The organism is Pseudomonas sp. BLCC-B112 (assembly GCF_028550695.1).
Lineage (GTDB): Bacteria > Pseudomonadota > Gammaproteobacteria > Pseudomonadales > Pseudomonadaceae > Aquipseudomonas > Aquipseudomonas danubii.
The window spans coordinates 236,791-252,008 of sequence record NZ_JAQQGK010000003.1 but is presented as its reverse complement, the minus strand read 5'-3'; the positions used below and the strand labels follow the sequence as shown (position 1 = coordinate 252,008).

Below are 15,218 nucleotides of genomic sequence, written 5' to 3'. Positions count from 1 at the left end.
CTCATGAAAGTTGTCAGGGCAAGTCTCAATTTCTGCGACTGTGGAAATGGGCAGAAAACAAATCGGATGCCACCAGGTTTTTATTGTTATTCCTCTTCATGAAGCCCCCACGGGCTGCCTTGCTGTGGGGGTGTTGCGCGCTCTTTCAGTGGGCGACCTCGGCCCGGGTATTCAGGGAAGGGACGGCGCCGGGCGCCGGGTTGTGCTTGAGGGATTGGCGCAGCCAGGCGAAGGCCTGTTGCAGGTCGGCCAGCAGGTCGTCGGTGTCTTCGATGCCCACCGAGATCCGCACCAGGCCTTCGGAGATGCCCAGGGCCTGGCGCTCTTCCAGGGTGTTCTCCACATGGCTGGTGGTGCGCGCCGGGCCGTAGATGGTTTCCACCGCCCCCAGGTTGCCGGCGCAGTGGGCGTAGCGCAGGCGCGGCAACAGCAGCTTGACGCTGTCCATGCCGCCCACCAGGACGAAACTGACGATGGCGCCGAAACCGCGCATCTGTGCACAGGCTACGGCGTGGTTCGGGTGGCTGGGCAACCCTGGGTAATTCACCGCTTCCACCAGCGGCTCGTTGAGCAGGAACTGCGCCAGTTGCGCCGCGCTGTGCTGCTGCTGACGCATACGCAGGGCCAGGGTCTTGATCCCGCGGATGATCAGGTAGGCCGAGAACGGATCGAGGCTGGCGCCGTTGATTTCCCGGTAATGGCGCACCTGACTCATCAGCGCTTCGCTGCCGCAGGCCACGCCACCGAGCACGTCGCCGTGACCGCTGAGGAACTTGGTGGCGCTGTGGATCACCACGTCCACGCCCAGGGCCAGGGGGTTCTGGTTCAGCGGCGTGGCAAAGGTGTTGTCCGCTACCACCAGGGCGCCGACCTTCTTCGCCGCACTCACCAGACGCTGGATGTCGACGATCTTCAGGGTCGGGTTGGTCGGGGTCTCCAGGTACAGCAGGTCGCAACCCTGGGCGATCTCGGCTTCGATCTGCTGCTGGTCGAAGGTTTCGCAGAGGGTCACGGCCACGCCCATGCGCGGCAGAAATTCCTCGAAGATCTTGTTGGTGCCGCCGTAGCTGTCCTTGGTCGACACCACCCGCTGGCCGTGGCGCAGGAAGCTGTAGAGCACGCCGCTGATGGCCGCCATGCCGCTGCTGAAAGCCACCGCCGACTCGGCGTTTTCCAGGTCCCGCAGCTTGGCTTCCAGGGTTTCCACCGTGGGGTTGCTCATGCGGCTGTAGATAAAGCCCGGGGCCTTGCCCAGGGCCACGTCATACCACTGGTCGATGTCGTCGTAGCCATAGGCGGCGCTGGCGACAATCGGCGTTTGCGTGGCGTTGTAGGGATGACGGATCTGCTCCCCGCCCCAGACCACGCGAGTGGCGGTCCCGGGATTTTCCAGCCCTGTGCGTTCAGGTTTTTTATTCATTGCAACGGCTCACCATAGAGGGCGCGCGGCCTGTTGCCGCGCTGGATCTGGTGGCCAATATAGAGAAAAGCCCAAGCCCCGAGAAACGATGTTATCGGGGCCAAAGGGGCGGTTTTTTTAATGCCTCGTCGGCCGGAAAAACGCCCATCGCACGGAGATTTTCAAGCCGCCCTTGCGCGCCGGCCATGCACCTTGCGAAGCTGACGACCGCCTGATCGAGCGCCCCACACCACCACCAGGAACGGCCATGAACCGCACCGAGCACCTGGGCCTGATGGCCCGCTACAACCAATGGATGAACGCCAAGCTGTACAACGCCGCCATGAGCCTGCCCGAGGGACAGATCGTCCTCGACCGCCAGGCGTTTTTCGGCTCGATCCTCGGCACCCTCAATCACCTGCTGGCCGGTGACACCATCTGGCTCAAGCGCTTTGCCCAACACCCGACGCAGCATCCGGCGCTGGCCCCGCTGCAGCAGGTGGCCCTGCCCCAGGACCTCAAGACCCTGCTGTTCCCAAACCTCGACGGGCTCTGGCAGCAGCGCCAATGGCTGGACCAGTTGATCCTGGATTTCAGCCAGTCCCTGAGCGACGCCGACCTGGACAGCAGCCTGCATTACACCAACACCCGGGGCGTGGTCGCCGAGCGCAATGTGTATGCCCTGCTGGTGCATTTTTTCAATCACCAGACCCATCACCGGGGCCAGGCCAGCACCCTGCTGACCCAAGCCGGCGTGGACATCGGCGATACCGATCTGCTGCTGTTGATTCCATCAGCGCTCTGATCGGGCGCCGATTATTTATTCGAGCCTATCTAGCGTGCGCCCCAGGCTTCTGCGACGATGCGCGCGGCAAAAATCTGCTCGCTAAGGAATGGCATCATCAAAGCCCTCAACGCTGTACTTCTGTTGTCCCTGCTGTCCCTGACGGGCTGCGGCACCCTGATCGCCCGCACGCCCAACGCCCATAGCGGCTACGACTACTACAAAGGCACCCAGGCCAATATCGAGCTGCTGACCATGCGTGGCTCCAGTGGCTACGACGGCTACGCCACGGTCTTCTGCTGGGTCAGCATCGTCTGCCCGGTGGTGGCCATCGTCAGCCTGCCGGTGGATGCCGTGGCCGACACCGCGCTGCTGCCCTATGACGCAATGAATCACTGATTCGCGCCCGACCCTGTTTCGCCCCTGCGTGGAAGCCCGATCATCCGAATCCTCCATTACCTGTTGTTGCTCAACACCCTGCTGCTGTCCGGCTGCGGCACCTACATGACTCGCGGCAATGCCCTGGATTTTCGCGACGACCGCTACTACCGGAGCGTCAAGACCAACGCCCAAGTGCTCACCGGCTATGACATGGGCTACGCACGCATGATCACCGGCGGCTGCTGGGTGACGGTGGTGTGCCCGATCCTGCTGGTGGCCAGCCTGCCCCTGGATGCGGCGCTCGACACCGTGCTGCTGCCCTACGACGCGTTCCAGCCGGAGCGGCCCAAGCGCAACAGGCACGTGAAGAAGAAGGAGATTCCCGAGGAAGAGCTGCCGGCGTTGCCCATCAGTGCCGAGGTGCAAGACCCAACGGCCCACACCCCGCCCATCACCCCGCAGGCTGATTGACCCCCTTCAGGCGGGCATGCGCCGTGCCTTGGCGCAACCGGGCTACGCCTGATCCGACGCGCACAGCGCTGCCCTGCGCTGCTCCAGGCAGCAGCGCCGCCCCAGCCGATCCACCTGCGGGCGACCGAACAGATAGCCCTGCCCCCACTCGCCACCACAGGCGGTGGCCAGGTTCTGGTCGCTGCCCGTCTCCACCCCTTCGATGATCACGCACGGCGCCAGGGTCTTGCACAGCTGCACCAGGTGGCTGAGGGTCTGGGCGCTGTTGAGTTCGCCACGGGCACGCTGGATGTAGCCCTTGTCGATCTTGACGATGTCCGGCCGGGTCTGGCGAATGAACTCCAAGGTGCCCAGGCCCGCGCCGAAATCGTCGATGGCCACCCGGCAGCCCATTTCGCGCAGGCACAGGACGAATTCGCTGGCCGCCTCGATGCTCGGCGGCGTGGCGCTTTCGGTGATCTCGATCACCAGTCGCGCGGCCACTGAAGGTGAGTCGCGCAGCACCTGCAGAATCGGCAACCAGAAGCCGTCGATGATCGCGCTCTGGGCGGAAATGTTGCAGCCCAGGCGCAGGCGTTCATCACGGTGCAGCGCCTCGATCACGCAGCGCACCACGCTGTGATCGAGCTCGCGCATCAGTTGGTGTTTTTCCAGCAGCGCCAGAGGATAGACTTCGCCGCCCTGGGCATCGATGTGGCGCAGCAAGCCTTCGTGGTACAGCACCCGGCTGCTGTCGGGCAGCCACACCACCGGCTGGAACGCCAGCATCAGGCGGCCCTGGGCCAGTTCACGATAAAAGTCTCTGACGCTTTGCATGACAACTCCCCGGGCAAGACAACGGCACCCTCGCGGCGAACCGGATGCGACGCGCTGGCCGTCACCCTTCCCAAGGGCCCTGGCCGAGCATGATCGACCCTGGCACAGGCCTTGAGGAAGTGTTCCTGGATACCTTTCGCTTGTCCTCGGAAACGCGCGGCACTGCCGAATCGTCTGTGGCCCCGTGTTTATTGCAATCATGCCAATGGCCTCTCCGATATCACTTAGCCATCAGTCCAGGAAGACCTATGCATAGAATGACCAGCGCCAGCTTTCGGGTGCTTGCCGATGTCATGAATGAGGGCGGCGCCCACGTCGAAACCTTGCTCAAGCAATTGGGCAGCAGCCTGCGGGATGTGTATGAAAACCCCAAGGGCGTGAGGCTGGAACTGGTCTATCAGGTGATACAGGAAGCCGTGCGCCGCACCGGCAAGCCGGACCTGGGCCTGCTGGCCTACAGCAAGGCCCATCCGGCCAACCTGGAGGCATTGGGGTATGCGGTGATGTCCTGCGCCACCCTGGGCATCGCGCTGCAACGCCTGGTGGATTACCACGCGCTGATCAGCAACGGCTTCTGCATGTGCCTGGAACGCAAACCGCAGATGCTGACCCTGATCGGCTTCGACGTGGCCAGCGAACCCTCGATGATGCCCCGGGCCTTTATCGACGCCGGCGCGGCCCAGACCCTGGGCCTGCTGCACTGGCTGTTGCCGCAGCACAAACTGCGGCCCCTGGCGGCCACCTTCACCTACGAGGAGCCGCTGGACACCGGGTCACTGCGCCAACTGCTGGGAGACAACCTGCAGTTTTGCGCGCCCTACAACAGCCTGTCCTTCAGCAGCCAGGATTGCGCCATTGCCCTGCCCACCGCCGACCCGGCCCTGGATGTGCTGCACCTGGAGTACGCGCGCAATCGCCTCAACCTGCTGCACAACGGTTCGATGACCGCCCGGGTCCGCCGAGCGCTGTCCGAACGCCTGGCCCAGGGCGCGCCGAGCGACCTGCCGAACATCGCCCAAATCGTCGGGGTCAGCACCCGCAGCCTGCAACGCCGCCTGGGACACGAAGACGTGCATTTCTCCGCCTTACTGGACGAAGCCCGCTTGATGCTGGCCCACAGCTTCCTGCGTAACTCCATGCGCAGCGTCAAGTACATCGGCGCGCTGCTGGGCTTTCGCGACCAGAGCAGTTTTCACAAGGCCTGCCTGCGCTGGTTCGGCATGACCCCGGGGCGCTACCGCGAGCAGTGAGCCGCGGGAAACGACAACGCCGAGCGAAAGCTCGGCGTGAAGGGAACGCAAGGTGGATCAGTGAGCGGCCAGCTGCGGCTGGACTTGCGGCATCGCCGAGGAGTGATGGTTGAGGATCTTCCACTGGCCATCGATACGCTCGTACAGGAAGGTGTAGCGCGCCTGGACCTTCTCGGCCTTGCCCGACGCATCGGTCAGGGTGAAGGTGTAGACGCCGCTGTCCAGGGCGGCATCGGGGCCCAGGTGACGGATTTCACGGTAGTTGATCTGCCCCACCGGCTTGGACGCCAGGAAGTGCTCGAAGTAGTCCTGGATCTGTGCGTGAGTGCTGCGTACCTGGTTCGACACGGTCGGCTGCAACACCGCGTTCGGCGCATACAGGCTCACCACCGACTGCGGATTGCCGGTCTGCAGGGCGCTGTTCCAGCGGTCGAACAGGCCGGCGATCTCACGGTCCTGGGCCGCTTGCGGCTGCTCGGCAACGGCGCTATAGACATAGGGCTTGACCTCGGCGGCCACCGCCAATGGAGCGGTGAAGGCAAAAAACAGGGCCAGGGCAGTGGTTTTCAGTTTCATACGATTTCTCCAGTGGGTTTCAATGAGCCACACTTTGCCCATCGCCGTCGCCCGCGCCATCGGCCAACTGGAGCTTTTGGCCTATGCCATTTGGCAGATAGGCGTGACGTGCAGCAGCGGGTCTAATGCCCGCTTTTGTTCAACAGCAGCGCCGCCACACTGGAGCCCCGCCATGTCCACCCCATCCTTCGACCCCGCCAGCGCCCTGGCCCTGCGCAGCCAGTATCGACAGTCCCAGAGCCGCGCCGCGCGCCTGCGGCTGCTGGTGGACACCGGCCAGGAGCTGCTGCAACTGCCCCCCGAGCAGATGCGCCAGCGGGTGGTGCAACGGGCCTGTGCCTTTGCCGCCATGGACCACGGGCTGCTGCTGGAATGGGCCGAAGACGGTGTGATCCACACCCGCGCCGCCCAGGGTCATGAAGAGCGCCTGCAAGGCCTGCGCGCCCTGGCCGATCACCCGCAGTGGCCGGAGCCGCCGCCGACCCCGGACAGCGCCGTGCTGCGCGTGCTCTTGCACCGCGCCGACGGCCGGGCCTTCGGCGCCCTGCTGCTGGCCAACAGCGTGCCCATCAGCCCCCCGGACAGCGAAGACCTGGAATCCCTGCAACTGCTGGCCACCCTGCTGGCCGCGCACCTGGAAAACCAGCGCCTGCTGCGCGACCTGCAAGCCCGGGAGCGCAGCATGTCGGAACTGGTGCAGCGCCTGTTCAGCGCCCAGGAAGACGAACGCAAGCGGGTCGCCTATGACCTGCACGACGGCCTGGCGCAAACCCTGGCCGGACTCCATCAGCGCCTGCAGGGCTTCGCCGGGCGCTGTCCGCCGTTGTCCGCCGAGCTGCAGCAGGACCTGCAGACCATCCTGCAACTGGCCCAGGGCTGCGTCGGCGAGGGCCGGCAGCTGATCGGCGGCTTGCGCCCTCACGTGCTCGACGACTTCGGCCTGCTGCGGGCCATCGACCGCGAGGCCGACCGCCTGCGCGACGCCGGTCTGCTGGTGTACTGGGGCCAGCGCGCGCCGCAGCGCCTGCCCGACGCGGTGGAAATTGCCCTGTTCCGCATCGCCCAGGAAGCCATCAACAATGTCCTCAAACACGCCCGGGCCTCGCAGGTGCACCTGAGCCTGGCCCTGGAGGACGGCCAGGCGCTGCTCGGGGTCAGCGACGACGGCTGCGGCTTCATCAGCTCGCCGGCCCCGGTGGCCGAACAGTTGGGTCAGGTCGCCATGCACGAACGCGCCCATCTGCTGGGCGGCTACTTCAGCTGCGACAGCCGGCCCGGCAATGGCACCCGGCTACTGGCCCGGGTTCCCGTCCAGCCTTTGGAGCCAGCGCTATGAGTACGCTGATACGCCTGGTCCTGGCGGACGATCATGAAGTGACCCGCACCGGTTTCGTCGCCCTGCTGGCGGGCAATCCGGAGTTCGAGGTGGTGGGCCAGGCCAGGGACGGTGAAGAAGCCCTGGCCCTGTGCGAGCAACTGCGCCCGGACATCGCCATCCTCGACATCCGCATGCCGCGGCTCAATGGCCTGGGGGCCGCGCGCCTTCTGCAGCAACGCCAGCCCGAGGTCAAGGTGGTGATCTTCACCATGGACGACAGCCCCGATCACCTGGAAGCGGCCATGACCGCCGGCGCCGTGGGCTACCTGCTCAAGGACGCCAGCCGCGACGAAGTGATCGGCGCCCTGCAACGGGTGGCCCAGGGCGAGGAAGCCCTCAACAGCGCGGTCAGCGCGCGCCTGCTGCGGCGCATGACCGAACGCGGCAACGGCCAGGCGCCCCAGGTCCAGGCCCTGACCGCCCGCGAGCGCCAGGTGCTGGGGCTGGTGGCCGGCGGCTTCAGCAACCGCGAGATCGGCGAAAAGCTCGGCATCACCACCGGCACCGCCAAGGCCCACGTCGAGCGGGTGATCGGCAAGCTCGGCGCCTCCGACCGCACCCAGGCGGCGGTGCGCGGCATCGCCCTGGGGCTGGTGACCCAGCCCAGCGGGCAGTGGCCATGAACCTGCGCAGCGCCCGGCGCTGGGCCGACCTGCCGCTGCGGGGCAAGGCGCTGGTGGTGATCTCCCTGCCCCTGGTCATCCTGCTGCTGTCGCTGGTGCTGATCTACAGCGCCGAACGCCAGACCGCCCGCGCCGAAGAAGACGTACGCCGGGTGCTGCTGGTGCAGGGCGATATCCAGACCGTGCACACCCTGCTGGCCGAGGCCGCGGCCAGCGTGCGCGGTTACCTGCTGACCCGCAGCGAGGACTTCCTGCCCGCCTACCTCCAGGCCCGCCCGCAGATTGAAGCCGCCTTGCAACGCCTGGACCGCAACGTGCGCGACACGCGCATGCGCGAGTACCTGCACACCATCACCCCGTTGATCCAGACCAAGCTCGAAGGCCTGGTGGCCCTGCGCAACGGCAGCCGCGACGACAGCGCCACCGTGACCGCGATCCTCATCGACAACAAGCAGGTGCTGGACGTGCTGCGTGAACAGATCAGCGCCATGCGCATCCACGAGGACGCGCTGCTGGCCGAACGCACCGCGGCCGCGGCGGCAACCCGCATGCGCCTGCTGTTCGCCACCCTGCTGGCCGCCGGTTGCGGGCTGTTTGGCGCCATCGTTGCGGTGCTGCTGCTGTCCCGGGGCATCGTCACCCGGGTGCAGCAGGTCCAGGGCAACGCCCAGCGCCTGGCCCTGGGTCAGCCCCTGCTGCCGCAAGCCCCGGAACTGGATGAAATCGGCCAGCTGGGCACGCGCCTGGTGGAGGCCGGGCAGTTGCTGGCCGAACGCGAGCGCGCCCTGCGCGACAACGAAGAACGCCTGCGCCTGATCATCGACGGGGTCAAGGACTACGGAATCTTCGCCCTGGACACCGCCGGCATGGTCACCACCTGGAACTTCGGCGCCGAACGGATCAAAGGCTACCGCGACCAGGAAATCATCGGCCGCCATTTCTCCCTGTTCTACCTGCCGGAAGAATGCCCGCAGCACCCGGACATGGCCCTGCGCGAAGCCACCGCCCACGGCCACTACATGGAAGAAGGCTGGCGCTGCCGCAAGGACGGCAGCCGCTTCTGGGCCAGCGTGGTGATCACCGCGCAATACGACGCCAGCGGCGCCCTGCGGGGGTTTTCCAAGATCACCCGGGACATCACCGACCGCCGCGCCGCGGAAATCGCCCTGGGCACCGCCCGCGAAGAAGCCGAAAGCGCCAGCCGCGCCAAGAGCGAGTTCCTCTCGCGCATGAGCCACGAACTGCGCACCCCGCTCAATGCCATCCTCGGTTTCGCGCAACTGCTGGACATGGATTCCAGCGCCGGCCAGCGGCCCCAGGTCGGGCATATCCTGCGGGCCGGCCAGCACCTGCTGGCGCTGATCAACGAGGTGCTGGACATCGCTCGCATTGAAGCCGGGCGCCTGCCGCTGAACGTCGAGCCCATGCCCCTGGCGGCGGTGCTGCATGAAGCCCTGACCCTGGTTTCACCGATGGCCGCCGACGCCGGCATTCACCTGGCACCACTGCCGGAACTGCCGGTGGACAGCGGGGTGATCGCCGACCGCCAGCGGCTGATCCAGGTGCTGCTCAACCTGCTGTCCAATGCCATCAAGTACAACCGCAGCGCCGGCCAGGTGAGCATCGAGGTGGCGATCGACGGACCGCGCCTGCGTATCAGCGTCATCGACACCGGCGGTGGCATTGCCCCTGATCATCTGGAGCGCCTGTTCAAGCCGTTCGAACGCCTGGATGCCGATCCCAAGGTCGAAGGCACCGGCCTGGGCCTGGCCCTGAGCAAGAGCCTGCTGGAAATGATGGACGGCGACCTCAGCGTGCAGAGCACCCTGGGCAGCGGCTGTCGCTTCAGCCTGGAGCTGCCCTTCGTGCGCCTGCCCGATGCCCCCGCCGCAACGCCTTTTGCCGCTCCGGCACTGAGCCTGCCGACGCCCCAGGCGCCGGCCCGGCACCAGGGCAAGATCCTCTGCATCGAAGACAACCTGCAAAGCCTGGCGCTGATCGAAACCCTGCTGCAGCGCCGGCCGGGCATTCAGTTGCTGTCGAGCATGCAGGGGCAGATGGGCCTGGATCTGGCCCGCCAGCACGCACCGCAGATGATCCTGCTGGACGTCAACCTGCCGGACCTGCAGGGCCTGGAAGTACTGCAACGCCTGCGAGCCTCCGCCATCACCGCCACCACACCGATCCTGATGATTACTGCCGACGCCAGCGAGCTGACCCAGCGCACCCTGCGAGAAGCCGGGGCGACCGCGATCCTCACCAAGCCGATCCATGTACCGGCGTTCCTTGCCCACCTCCAAGCCTGCCTAGTGGAGCCCGTATGACTGCCGATATGCGCATCCTGATCGTCGACGACCAACGTCCCAACCTCGACCTGATGGAACAACTGCTGGCCCGTGAAGGGTTGCACAACGTCCTGAGCAGCACCCAGCCGCTGCGCACCCTGGAACTGTTCAACAGCTTCGAACCGGACCTGGTGATTCTCGATCTGCACATGCCCGAGTTCGACGGCTTTGCGGTGTTGGAGCAACTGAACCGGCGAATTCCGGCCAACGACTACCTGCCCATTCTGGTGCTCACCGCCGACGCCACCCGCGACACCCGCCTGCGGGCCCTGGCCCTGGGCGCCCGGGACTTCATCAGCAAGCCACTGGACGCCCTGGAAACCCTGCTGCGGATCTGGAACCTGCTGGAAACCCGGGCCCTGTACAAGACCTTGCGCACCCTGGTGCCGCCGGAGCGCATCGAACTGCTGCGCCCATCCAGGGCCTGACCTGCCGCGCCGCCGCACCTGCCGCATCGTCGCACCCTGTAGCCGCTGCCGCAGGCTGCGATGGGCTGCGCAGCAGACCCAAACCGGGCTTGCTGATATAACGCAGCGGCCGCTTCGCGACCGTTCGCAGCCTGCGGCAGCGGCTACAGGAATCGCGGGGTTTCAGAGGTCGCGGAAGAACTCGCCGGGGGTGGCGTCGAACTGCTGGCGAAACGCGGCGATAAAGGCCGAGGTCGAGTCATAGCCACAGGCCAGCGCCACGTCGGTGACCCGCTCGCCCTGCTCCAGCGGGGTCAGCGCGCCGAGCAGGCGCAGACGCTGGCGCCAGGCGCGAAAGGTCAGCCCGGTGTCCTTGAGGAACAGGCGGCTGAGGGTTTTCTCCGTGACCCCGAGCTTCTGGCTCCATTGCCCCAGGGTGGTCGGCTGCTCCGGATGCGCCTGCAAGCTGCGGTAGATCGCCCGCAAACGCGGGTCCAGGGGCAGCGGCAGCATCAGGTCCAGTTGCGGCGCGGCGGCCAGCTGGTCCAGCAGCACCTGGGCCAAGCGCCCGTCGGCGCTGTCCTCGACATACTCCACCGGCAATTCGCTGAAGGCGCGGATCAGCTCCCGCAGCAGGCTGCTGACCGCCAGCACTTGGCAGCTGTCTGGCGCCGCCCAGGTGGTAACACTGCAATCGAGGTACAGGCTGCGCATCTCGGTGCGCGGCGAGCTGAACACCCGGTGCGGCACCCCGGCGGGAATCCATACCGCGCGCTGCGGCGGTGCGACAAAGCGCCCGGCGCTGGTCTGGATCTCCAGCACCCCGGCAATCGCGTAGGACAACTGCACCCAGGGGTGGCTGTGGCGCCGGGTCAAGGCGCGGTTGGGCAAGGATTCGGTGCGCCCGTACACCGGTCGCGGCAGACTCGGCAGCCCGGGAATACTGCGCCGGACGATTTTTTCATGTCCTTTAGGCGGCATTAATGGGCTCCTTGGCGTTAGTCGGTAAATTCCAGCCACGTTAGAGTCGCCCCACCGCACTTGGCAACCCCCGGATGATCCCGCTATGACTCGCTCGCGTCTTTTGCCCGACAACTTCACCCTGACCCTGATCGGCGTGGTGCTGCTGGCCAGCTTCCTGCCCGCCAGCGGCCAGGTGGCGGTCGGCTTCGGCTGGCTGACCAACCTCGCCATCGGCCTGCTGTTCTTCCTTCACGGCGCCAAGCTGTCGCGCGAGGCGATCATCGCCGGAGCCGGCCACTGGCGCCTGCATCTGCTGGTGTTCAGCCTGACCTTCGTGCTCTTCCCGCTGCTGGGGCTGGCGCTCAAGCCGCTGCTGTCGCCGCTGGTGGGCAACGACCTGTACCTGGGCATGCTGTATCTGTGCGCCCTGCCCGCCACGGTGCAATCGGCCATCGCCTTCACCTCCCTGGCCCGGGGCAATATCCCGGCGGCCATCTGCAGCGCCGCCGCGTCGAGCTTGTTCGGGATCTTCCTCACCCCGCTCTTGGTGACCCTGCTGCTGAACGTGCACGGCGACAGCGGCTCGACCCTGGATGCCATCGTCAAGATCAGCGTGCAGTTGTTGCTGCCCTTTATCGCCGGGCAGATTGCCCGGCGCTGGATCGGCGCCTGGGTCGGGCGCAACAAGAACTGGCTGCGCTTCGTCGACCAGGGCTCGATCCTGCTGGTGGTCTACGGCGCCTTCAGCGAGGCGGTGAACGAAGGCATCTGGCAGCAGATCCCGCTGTGGGAACTGGGCGGGCTGCTGGTGGCCTGCTGCATCCTCCTGGCCATGGTGCTGCTGGCCTCAAGCTTTCTCGGCAAGCTGTTCGGCTTCGACCAGGAAGACCGCATCACCATCCTCTTCTGCGGTTCGAAAAAGAGCCTGGCCACCGGCGTGCCCATGGCCCAGGTGCTGTTCGCCGGCAGCACCATGGGCGTGCTGATTCTGCCCTTGATGCTGTTCCACCAGATCCAGCTGATGGTCTGCGCGGTGCTGGCCCAGCGCTACGCCAAGCGTCCGGAATCGGTGGCCGAGCTGATGGGCCAGGTCGACCCGTAACCTTTCCTGCAAGGCGGCCCGGCAGCTGGCCGGGCCTGCGCGCAGATGGCGATGAAGCGTGCGCAATGGCATGATGCCGCGGCGAAAATCATCAAGGACCGCTGATGTTTCCCCATCGAATTCAAGCCCCCAGCCAGGCCGACCTGGAACTGCAGGTTAGCGCCCGCCTGGAGGCCGATGACCAGGCCCAGGTCATCGTCCAGTTCGCCAAGGCCGAACAGTACGACGGCGAACTGCTGAGTCAGCTCGACACGCTCTGCGCCCGTTTCGGTGAACGCCTCAAGGTGCGCTTCTATAGCCATTACCCGGGCAGCGCGTTCGATGCCCGGGTGTTGCTGGCCCTGCCCCATGTGCAGTCCCTGAGCCTGGACTGCCTCGACACCCTGGATCACTACAAGGCCATCGGTCGCCTGCCCCTGCTTCGGGAGTTTGCCCTGCAGGTGATCAGCGCCGACCTGCCCGGGCTGCTGGCCCTGCCCAACCTCAAGCACCTGCAACAACTGCGGCTCTCCCTGGACAAGGGCCCCGCCATCGACCTCGCGCCCATCGACCAGATGCCCGACCTGCACCAGCTATCCATCAGTGTGCAAAGCCACAATCTGGACGTCCTGAGCCAGTGCCCGAACATCGCCACCCTGAACTTGCACCGCATGCCGGCCAAGACGCCCCTGGGCATGGTGGCCCGTATGTCCGGCCTGCACAGCCTGTCGGTGAGCTTCGGCAGCCGCGAGGGCATGCCGGAACTGCGCAACCCGTACGTTAAGGAACTGGATATCCTGCGGGTCCGTGGCCTCAACCGCCTGGACCTGGACGGGTTTCCACAGCTGCAAGTGCTTCAGATCGAGGATCAGGCGCAATTGAGCCGGCTGGCGCTGGGCGACACTGCGCATCTGCGCAGGCTGCGCTTGGCCAATCTCAAGGCCTTGAAGGAACTCAGCGGCCTGAAAACCTCGAACATCGCCGACCTGCGCATCATCAAGGCCCCACAGATGGATCTGCTGACACTGATCGACAGCCAGCTACCGCCCAGCGTCCAGCACCTCAAGCTGCTCAGTGGCAAACGCGCCGTGGACAAACAGCTCGAAGCCCGACAACAGCAACTGGGCATTCCTGAACCCCGTGGCCCGTTCTGAACGCCACCCTCTAGTAGGAGCGCGCTTGCTCGCCAGGACGTCAACGATAACCCGCACTCACCGGGAATGGGCGGCGCTTTGGAAAGCATCGCGAGCAAGCTCGCTCTTACAGATGGGCATTAATCTGACCGTTCCACCTATTCGGACCTGATAAGGAGATCCCATGTCCTTTGTTCCCCGCTTTACCGAACTGCTGCTGACGCACCTGCAACAGGAAGAACGCCAGCGCATTCTCAAATCGATTGTTGTCAGCGTCGCTCCGGAACTGTGGCTGAGCCTGGAATCGGCGGCGTTGCTGGACATCAATCGCGACCGCTTCGGCCTCGGCGGCCAGTTGGACGAACGCGACGACTACCGCCCCAGCCACATCAGCGTTCCTCGCTGCAACGTCCCGCGTTGGCTGATCGCCGCCGAGCGGCGCAAGGTGGATATCTGGGTCGAGGACAGCTACGGCAAAGAGGCCTCGACCGCCATCGAGTTCAAGGTGGTGCACAACAACAAGAACGCCTATTACAAGATCTGGGAAATCCGCAAGGACCTGGTCAAGCAGATACCCCGCACCAGTCCCGATGAGCGCATCGAGCGCTGGGGCATCGTGCTGCTGAGCTACTCACGCTTCTACAGTGACCAGCAAGGCAACTACAGCTATGGCAAGTTCGACAGTTGCCAGGCGTTTCTCGACGCTTTCGAGAATGGCCTGAACGACAACAACGAGTGGTACGCCGACGCACCGGAGCTGGAACTGGAGATGAAACCGACCCAGATAACCAATCTGGACAGCGCGAATTACATCGAACCTGGGAAAGGCTCGGGGGTGTATCTGGCGCTGGTCCGGTGCAAGGCCTGAGGCTTGCCTGCAGAGCCCAAACCGCTGCGGTTTACCCACACCGCCGTGGAGCGCATCAGTGCTTCGCGGCTGTGCTAACGTTCGCCAACGTCCCGGCTTGAAACCCTGCCCATGTCCATCACCGACAACCTCCTGGCCTTCACCTTCGCCGCTACCCTGCTGACCCTGACCCCGGGCCTGGACACCGCCCTGGTGCTGCGCACCGCCACCGTGGAAGGCAAGCAACAGGCGCTACGCGCGGCGCTGGGGATCAACGCCGGTTGCCTGCTGTGGGGCGCGGCCGTGGCTTTCGGCCTGGGCGCCGTGATTGCGGTGTCGGAACTGGCCTTCAACTTGCTGAAATACTGCGGCGCGGCCTACCTGGCGTGGCTGGGGCTGAACATGCTGTTGCGCCCACGCCGCTCGTTTGCTCCGGCAGACGCAGACGGCAATCCCGGGGCCAACTGGTTTCTCAAGGGCATGCTGGGCAACGTGCTCAACCCCAAGGTGGGGGTTTTCTACGTGTCCTTTCTGCCGCAGTTCATTCCCCAGGGACAGCCGCTGGTGCTCTGGACCTTCGGTCTGGTGAGCATCCACGTGGTGCTGGGGCTGATCTGGTCCCTGCTGCTGATTGGCGCCACCCGCTCCCTGAGCGGGGTGCTGCAGCGGGAAAAGGTGATCCAGTGGATGGACCGCACCACAGGGATGATCTTCGTGCTGTTCGCGGCTCGCCTGGCCTTGAGCAGGCGTTGAACATCGCTCCC

General features: G+C 65.5%; 16 protein-coding genes. 12 read left to right on the top strand and 4 right to left on the bottom strand.

Annotation, left to right across the window (positions count from 1 at the left end):
• Positions 1-145 precede the first annotated feature (145 nt).
• Entirely contained in the window at positions 146-1,420 is a 1,275-nt protein-coding gene (locus PQT43_RS10120) for a cystathionine gamma-synthase family protein (RefSeq protein WP_272753803.1), read from the bottom strand.
• 247 nt (positions 1,421-1,667) lie between these two features.
• Between PQT43_RS10120 and PQT43_RS10115 the strand changes: the two genes are divergently transcribed.
• From PQT43_RS10115 to PQT43_RS10105, 3 genes are all read left to right on the top strand, one after another.
• Complete coding sequence (locus tag PQT43_RS10115; RefSeq protein WP_110596081.1) at positions 1,668-2,204, top strand: DinB family protein; 537 nt, start codon at positions 1,668-1,670, stop codon at positions 2,202-2,204.
• 57 nt (positions 2,205-2,261) lie between these two features.
• A complete protein-coding gene (locus tag PQT43_RS10110; protein WP_102881730.1) occupies positions 2,262-2,582 on the top strand; it encodes a YceK/YidQ family lipoprotein in 321 nt (106 codons plus the stop codon).
• A 63-nt stretch (positions 2,583-2,645) separates the two neighbouring features.
• Positions 2,646-3,035, top strand: coding sequence for a YceK/YidQ family lipoprotein (locus tag PQT43_RS10105; RefSeq protein ID WP_249735689.1), 390 nt, complete (start codon positions 2,646-2,648; stop codon positions 3,033-3,035).
• A 42-nt stretch (positions 3,036-3,077) separates the two neighbouring features.
• On the opposite strand, the gene PQT43_RS10100 is transcribed toward PQT43_RS10105, so the two are convergent.
• Positions 3,078-3,851 (bottom strand): EAL domain-containing protein, encoded by a 774-nt coding sequence (locus PQT43_RS10100; protein ID WP_102881731.1) that lies wholly within the window; start codon positions 3,849-3,851, stop codon positions 3,078-3,080.
• Positions 3,852-4,099: 248 nt separating this feature from the next.
• Here PQT43_RS10100 and PQT43_RS10095 point away from each other — a divergent pair, with 248 nt between their 5' ends.
• Positions 4,100-5,101 carry an AraC family transcriptional regulator gene (locus PQT43_RS10095; protein ID WP_102881732.1) on the top strand — a complete coding sequence of 334 codons (1,002 nt, stop codon included), beginning with the start codon at positions 4,100-4,102 and terminating at the stop codon, positions 5,099-5,101.
• Positions 5,102-5,158: 57 nt separating this feature from the next.
• Here the strand turns inward: PQT43_RS10095 and PQT43_RS10090 are convergent, their stop codons facing one another.
• Positions 5,159-5,677: an SgcJ/EcaC family oxidoreductase gene (locus PQT43_RS10090; RefSeq protein WP_102881733.1), complete on the bottom strand. Its 519-nt coding sequence runs from the start codon at positions 5,675-5,677 to the stop codon at positions 5,159-5,161.
• Between the two features lie 172 nt (positions 5,678-5,849).
• On the opposite strand from PQT43_RS10090, the gene PQT43_RS10085 reads away from it, so the two are divergent.
• Genes PQT43_RS10085 through PQT43_RS10070 form a run of 4 tightly spaced genes read left to right on the top strand, consistent with a single transcriptional unit; the run spans position 5,850 to position 10,451 of the window.
• Positions 5,850-7,013 carry a sensor histidine kinase gene (locus PQT43_RS10085; protein ID WP_102881734.1) on the top strand — a complete coding sequence of 388 codons (1,164 nt, stop codon included), beginning with the start codon at positions 5,850-5,852 and terminating at the stop codon, positions 7,011-7,013.
• Complete coding sequence (locus PQT43_RS10080; protein WP_102881735.1) at positions 7,010-7,678, top strand: response regulator; 669 nt, start codon at positions 7,010-7,012, stop codon at positions 7,676-7,678. The genes PQT43_RS10085 and PQT43_RS10080 overlap by 4 nt, the downstream gene beginning before the upstream one ends.
• A complete protein-coding gene (locus PQT43_RS10075; RefSeq protein WP_272753800.1) occupies positions 7,675-10,002 on the top strand; it encodes an ATP-binding protein in 2,328 nt (775 codons plus the stop codon). The genes PQT43_RS10080 and PQT43_RS10075 overlap by 4 nt, the downstream gene beginning before the upstream one ends.
• Positions 9,999-10,451 carry a response regulator gene (locus PQT43_RS10070; protein WP_102881737.1) on the top strand — a complete coding sequence of 151 codons (453 nt, stop codon included), beginning with the start codon at positions 9,999-10,001 and terminating at the stop codon, positions 10,449-10,451. The genes PQT43_RS10075 and PQT43_RS10070 overlap by 4 nt, the downstream gene beginning before the upstream one ends.
• Positions 10,452-10,613: 162 nt before the next feature.
• Here PQT43_RS10070 and PQT43_RS10065 read toward each other — a convergent pair whose 3' ends face one another.
• Entirely contained in the window at positions 10,614-11,411 is a 798-nt protein-coding gene (locus PQT43_RS10065; protein WP_110596085.1) for an AraC family transcriptional regulator, read from the bottom strand.
• Positions 11,412-11,496: 85 nt separating this feature from the next.
• On the opposite strand from PQT43_RS10065, the gene PQT43_RS10060 reads away from it, so the two are divergent.
• The 4 genes from PQT43_RS10060 (at position 11,497) to PQT43_RS10045 (ending at position 15,207) form a co-directional block, all read left to right on the top strand.
• A complete protein-coding gene (locus PQT43_RS10060) occupies positions 11,497-12,495 on the top strand; it encodes a bile acid:sodium symporter family protein (RefSeq protein ID WP_267268565.1) in 999 nt (332 codons plus the stop codon).
• A gap of 104 nt (positions 12,496-12,599) precedes the next feature.
• Entirely contained in the window at positions 12,600-13,628 is a 1,029-nt protein-coding gene (locus PQT43_RS10055) for a hypothetical protein (protein WP_272753798.1), read from the top strand.
• Between the two features lie 163 nt (positions 13,629-13,791).
• On the top strand, positions 13,792-14,475 hold the full coding sequence (locus PQT43_RS10050; protein ID WP_267268567.1) for a hypothetical protein: 684 nt from the start codon (positions 13,792-13,794) through the stop codon (positions 14,473-14,475).
• Positions 14,476-14,586: 111 nt separating this feature from the next.
• The gene (locus PQT43_RS10045) at positions 14,587-15,207 is read left to right on the top strand and encodes a LysE family translocator (protein WP_102881743.1); all 621 of its coding nucleotides are present in this window, start codon (positions 14,587-14,589) and stop codon (positions 15,205-15,207) included.
• Positions 15,208-15,218 lie beyond the last annotated feature (11 nt).

What these genes read in the sequence shown, in the direction of transcription:
- PQT43_RS10120 (WP_272753803.1), bottom strand. Translation starts at nt 1,420, where the DNA reads ATGAATAAAAAACCTGAACGCACAGGGCTGGAAAATCCCGGGACCGCC.
- PQT43_RS10115 (WP_110596081.1), top strand. Translation starts at nt 1,668, where the DNA reads ATGAACCGCACCGAGCACCTGGGCCTGATGGCCCGCTACAACCAATGG.
- PQT43_RS10110 (WP_102881730.1), top strand. Translation starts at nt 2,262, where the DNA reads ATGCGCGCGGCAAAAATCTGCTCGCTAAGGAATGGCATCATCAAAGCC.
- PQT43_RS10100 (WP_102881731.1), bottom strand. Translation starts at nt 3,851, where the DNA reads ATGCAAAGCGTCAGAGACTTTTATCGTGAACTGGCCCAGGGCCGCCTG.
- PQT43_RS10095 (WP_102881732.1), top strand. Translation starts at nt 4,100, where the DNA reads ATGCATAGAATGACCAGCGCCAGCTTTCGGGTGCTTGCCGATGTCATG.
- PQT43_RS10090 (WP_102881733.1), bottom strand. Translation starts at nt 5,677, where the DNA reads ATGAAACTGAAAACCACTGCCCTGGCCCTGTTTTTTGCCTTCACCGCT.
- PQT43_RS10085 (WP_102881734.1), top strand. Translation starts at nt 5,850, where the DNA reads ATGTCCACCCCATCCTTCGACCCCGCCAGCGCCCTGGCCCTGCGCAGC.
- PQT43_RS10080 (WP_102881735.1), top strand. Translation starts at nt 7,010, where the DNA reads ATGAGTACGCTGATACGCCTGGTCCTGGCGGACGATCATGAAGTGACC.
- PQT43_RS10075 (WP_272753800.1), top strand. Translation starts at nt 7,675, where the DNA reads ATGAACCTGCGCAGCGCCCGGCGCTGGGCCGACCTGCCGCTGCGGGGC.
- PQT43_RS10070 (WP_102881737.1), top strand. Translation starts at nt 9,999, where the DNA reads ATGACTGCCGATATGCGCATCCTGATCGTCGACGACCAACGTCCCAAC.
- PQT43_RS10065 (WP_110596085.1), bottom strand. Translation starts at nt 11,411, where the DNA reads ATGCCGCCTAAAGGACATGAAAAAATCGTCCGGCGCAGTATTCCCGGG.
- PQT43_RS10060 (WP_267268565.1), top strand. Translation starts at nt 11,497, where the DNA reads ATGACTCGCTCGCGTCTTTTGCCCGACAACTTCACCCTGACCCTGATC.
- PQT43_RS10055 (WP_272753798.1), top strand. Translation starts at nt 12,600, where the DNA reads ATGTTTCCCCATCGAATTCAAGCCCCCAGCCAGGCCGACCTGGAACTG.
- PQT43_RS10050 (WP_267268567.1), top strand. Translation starts at nt 13,792, where the DNA reads ATGTCCTTTGTTCCCCGCTTTACCGAACTGCTGCTGACGCACCTGCAA.
- PQT43_RS10045 (WP_102881743.1), top strand. Translation starts at nt 14,587, where the DNA reads ATGTCCATCACCGACAACCTCCTGGCCTTCACCTTCGCCGCTACCCTG.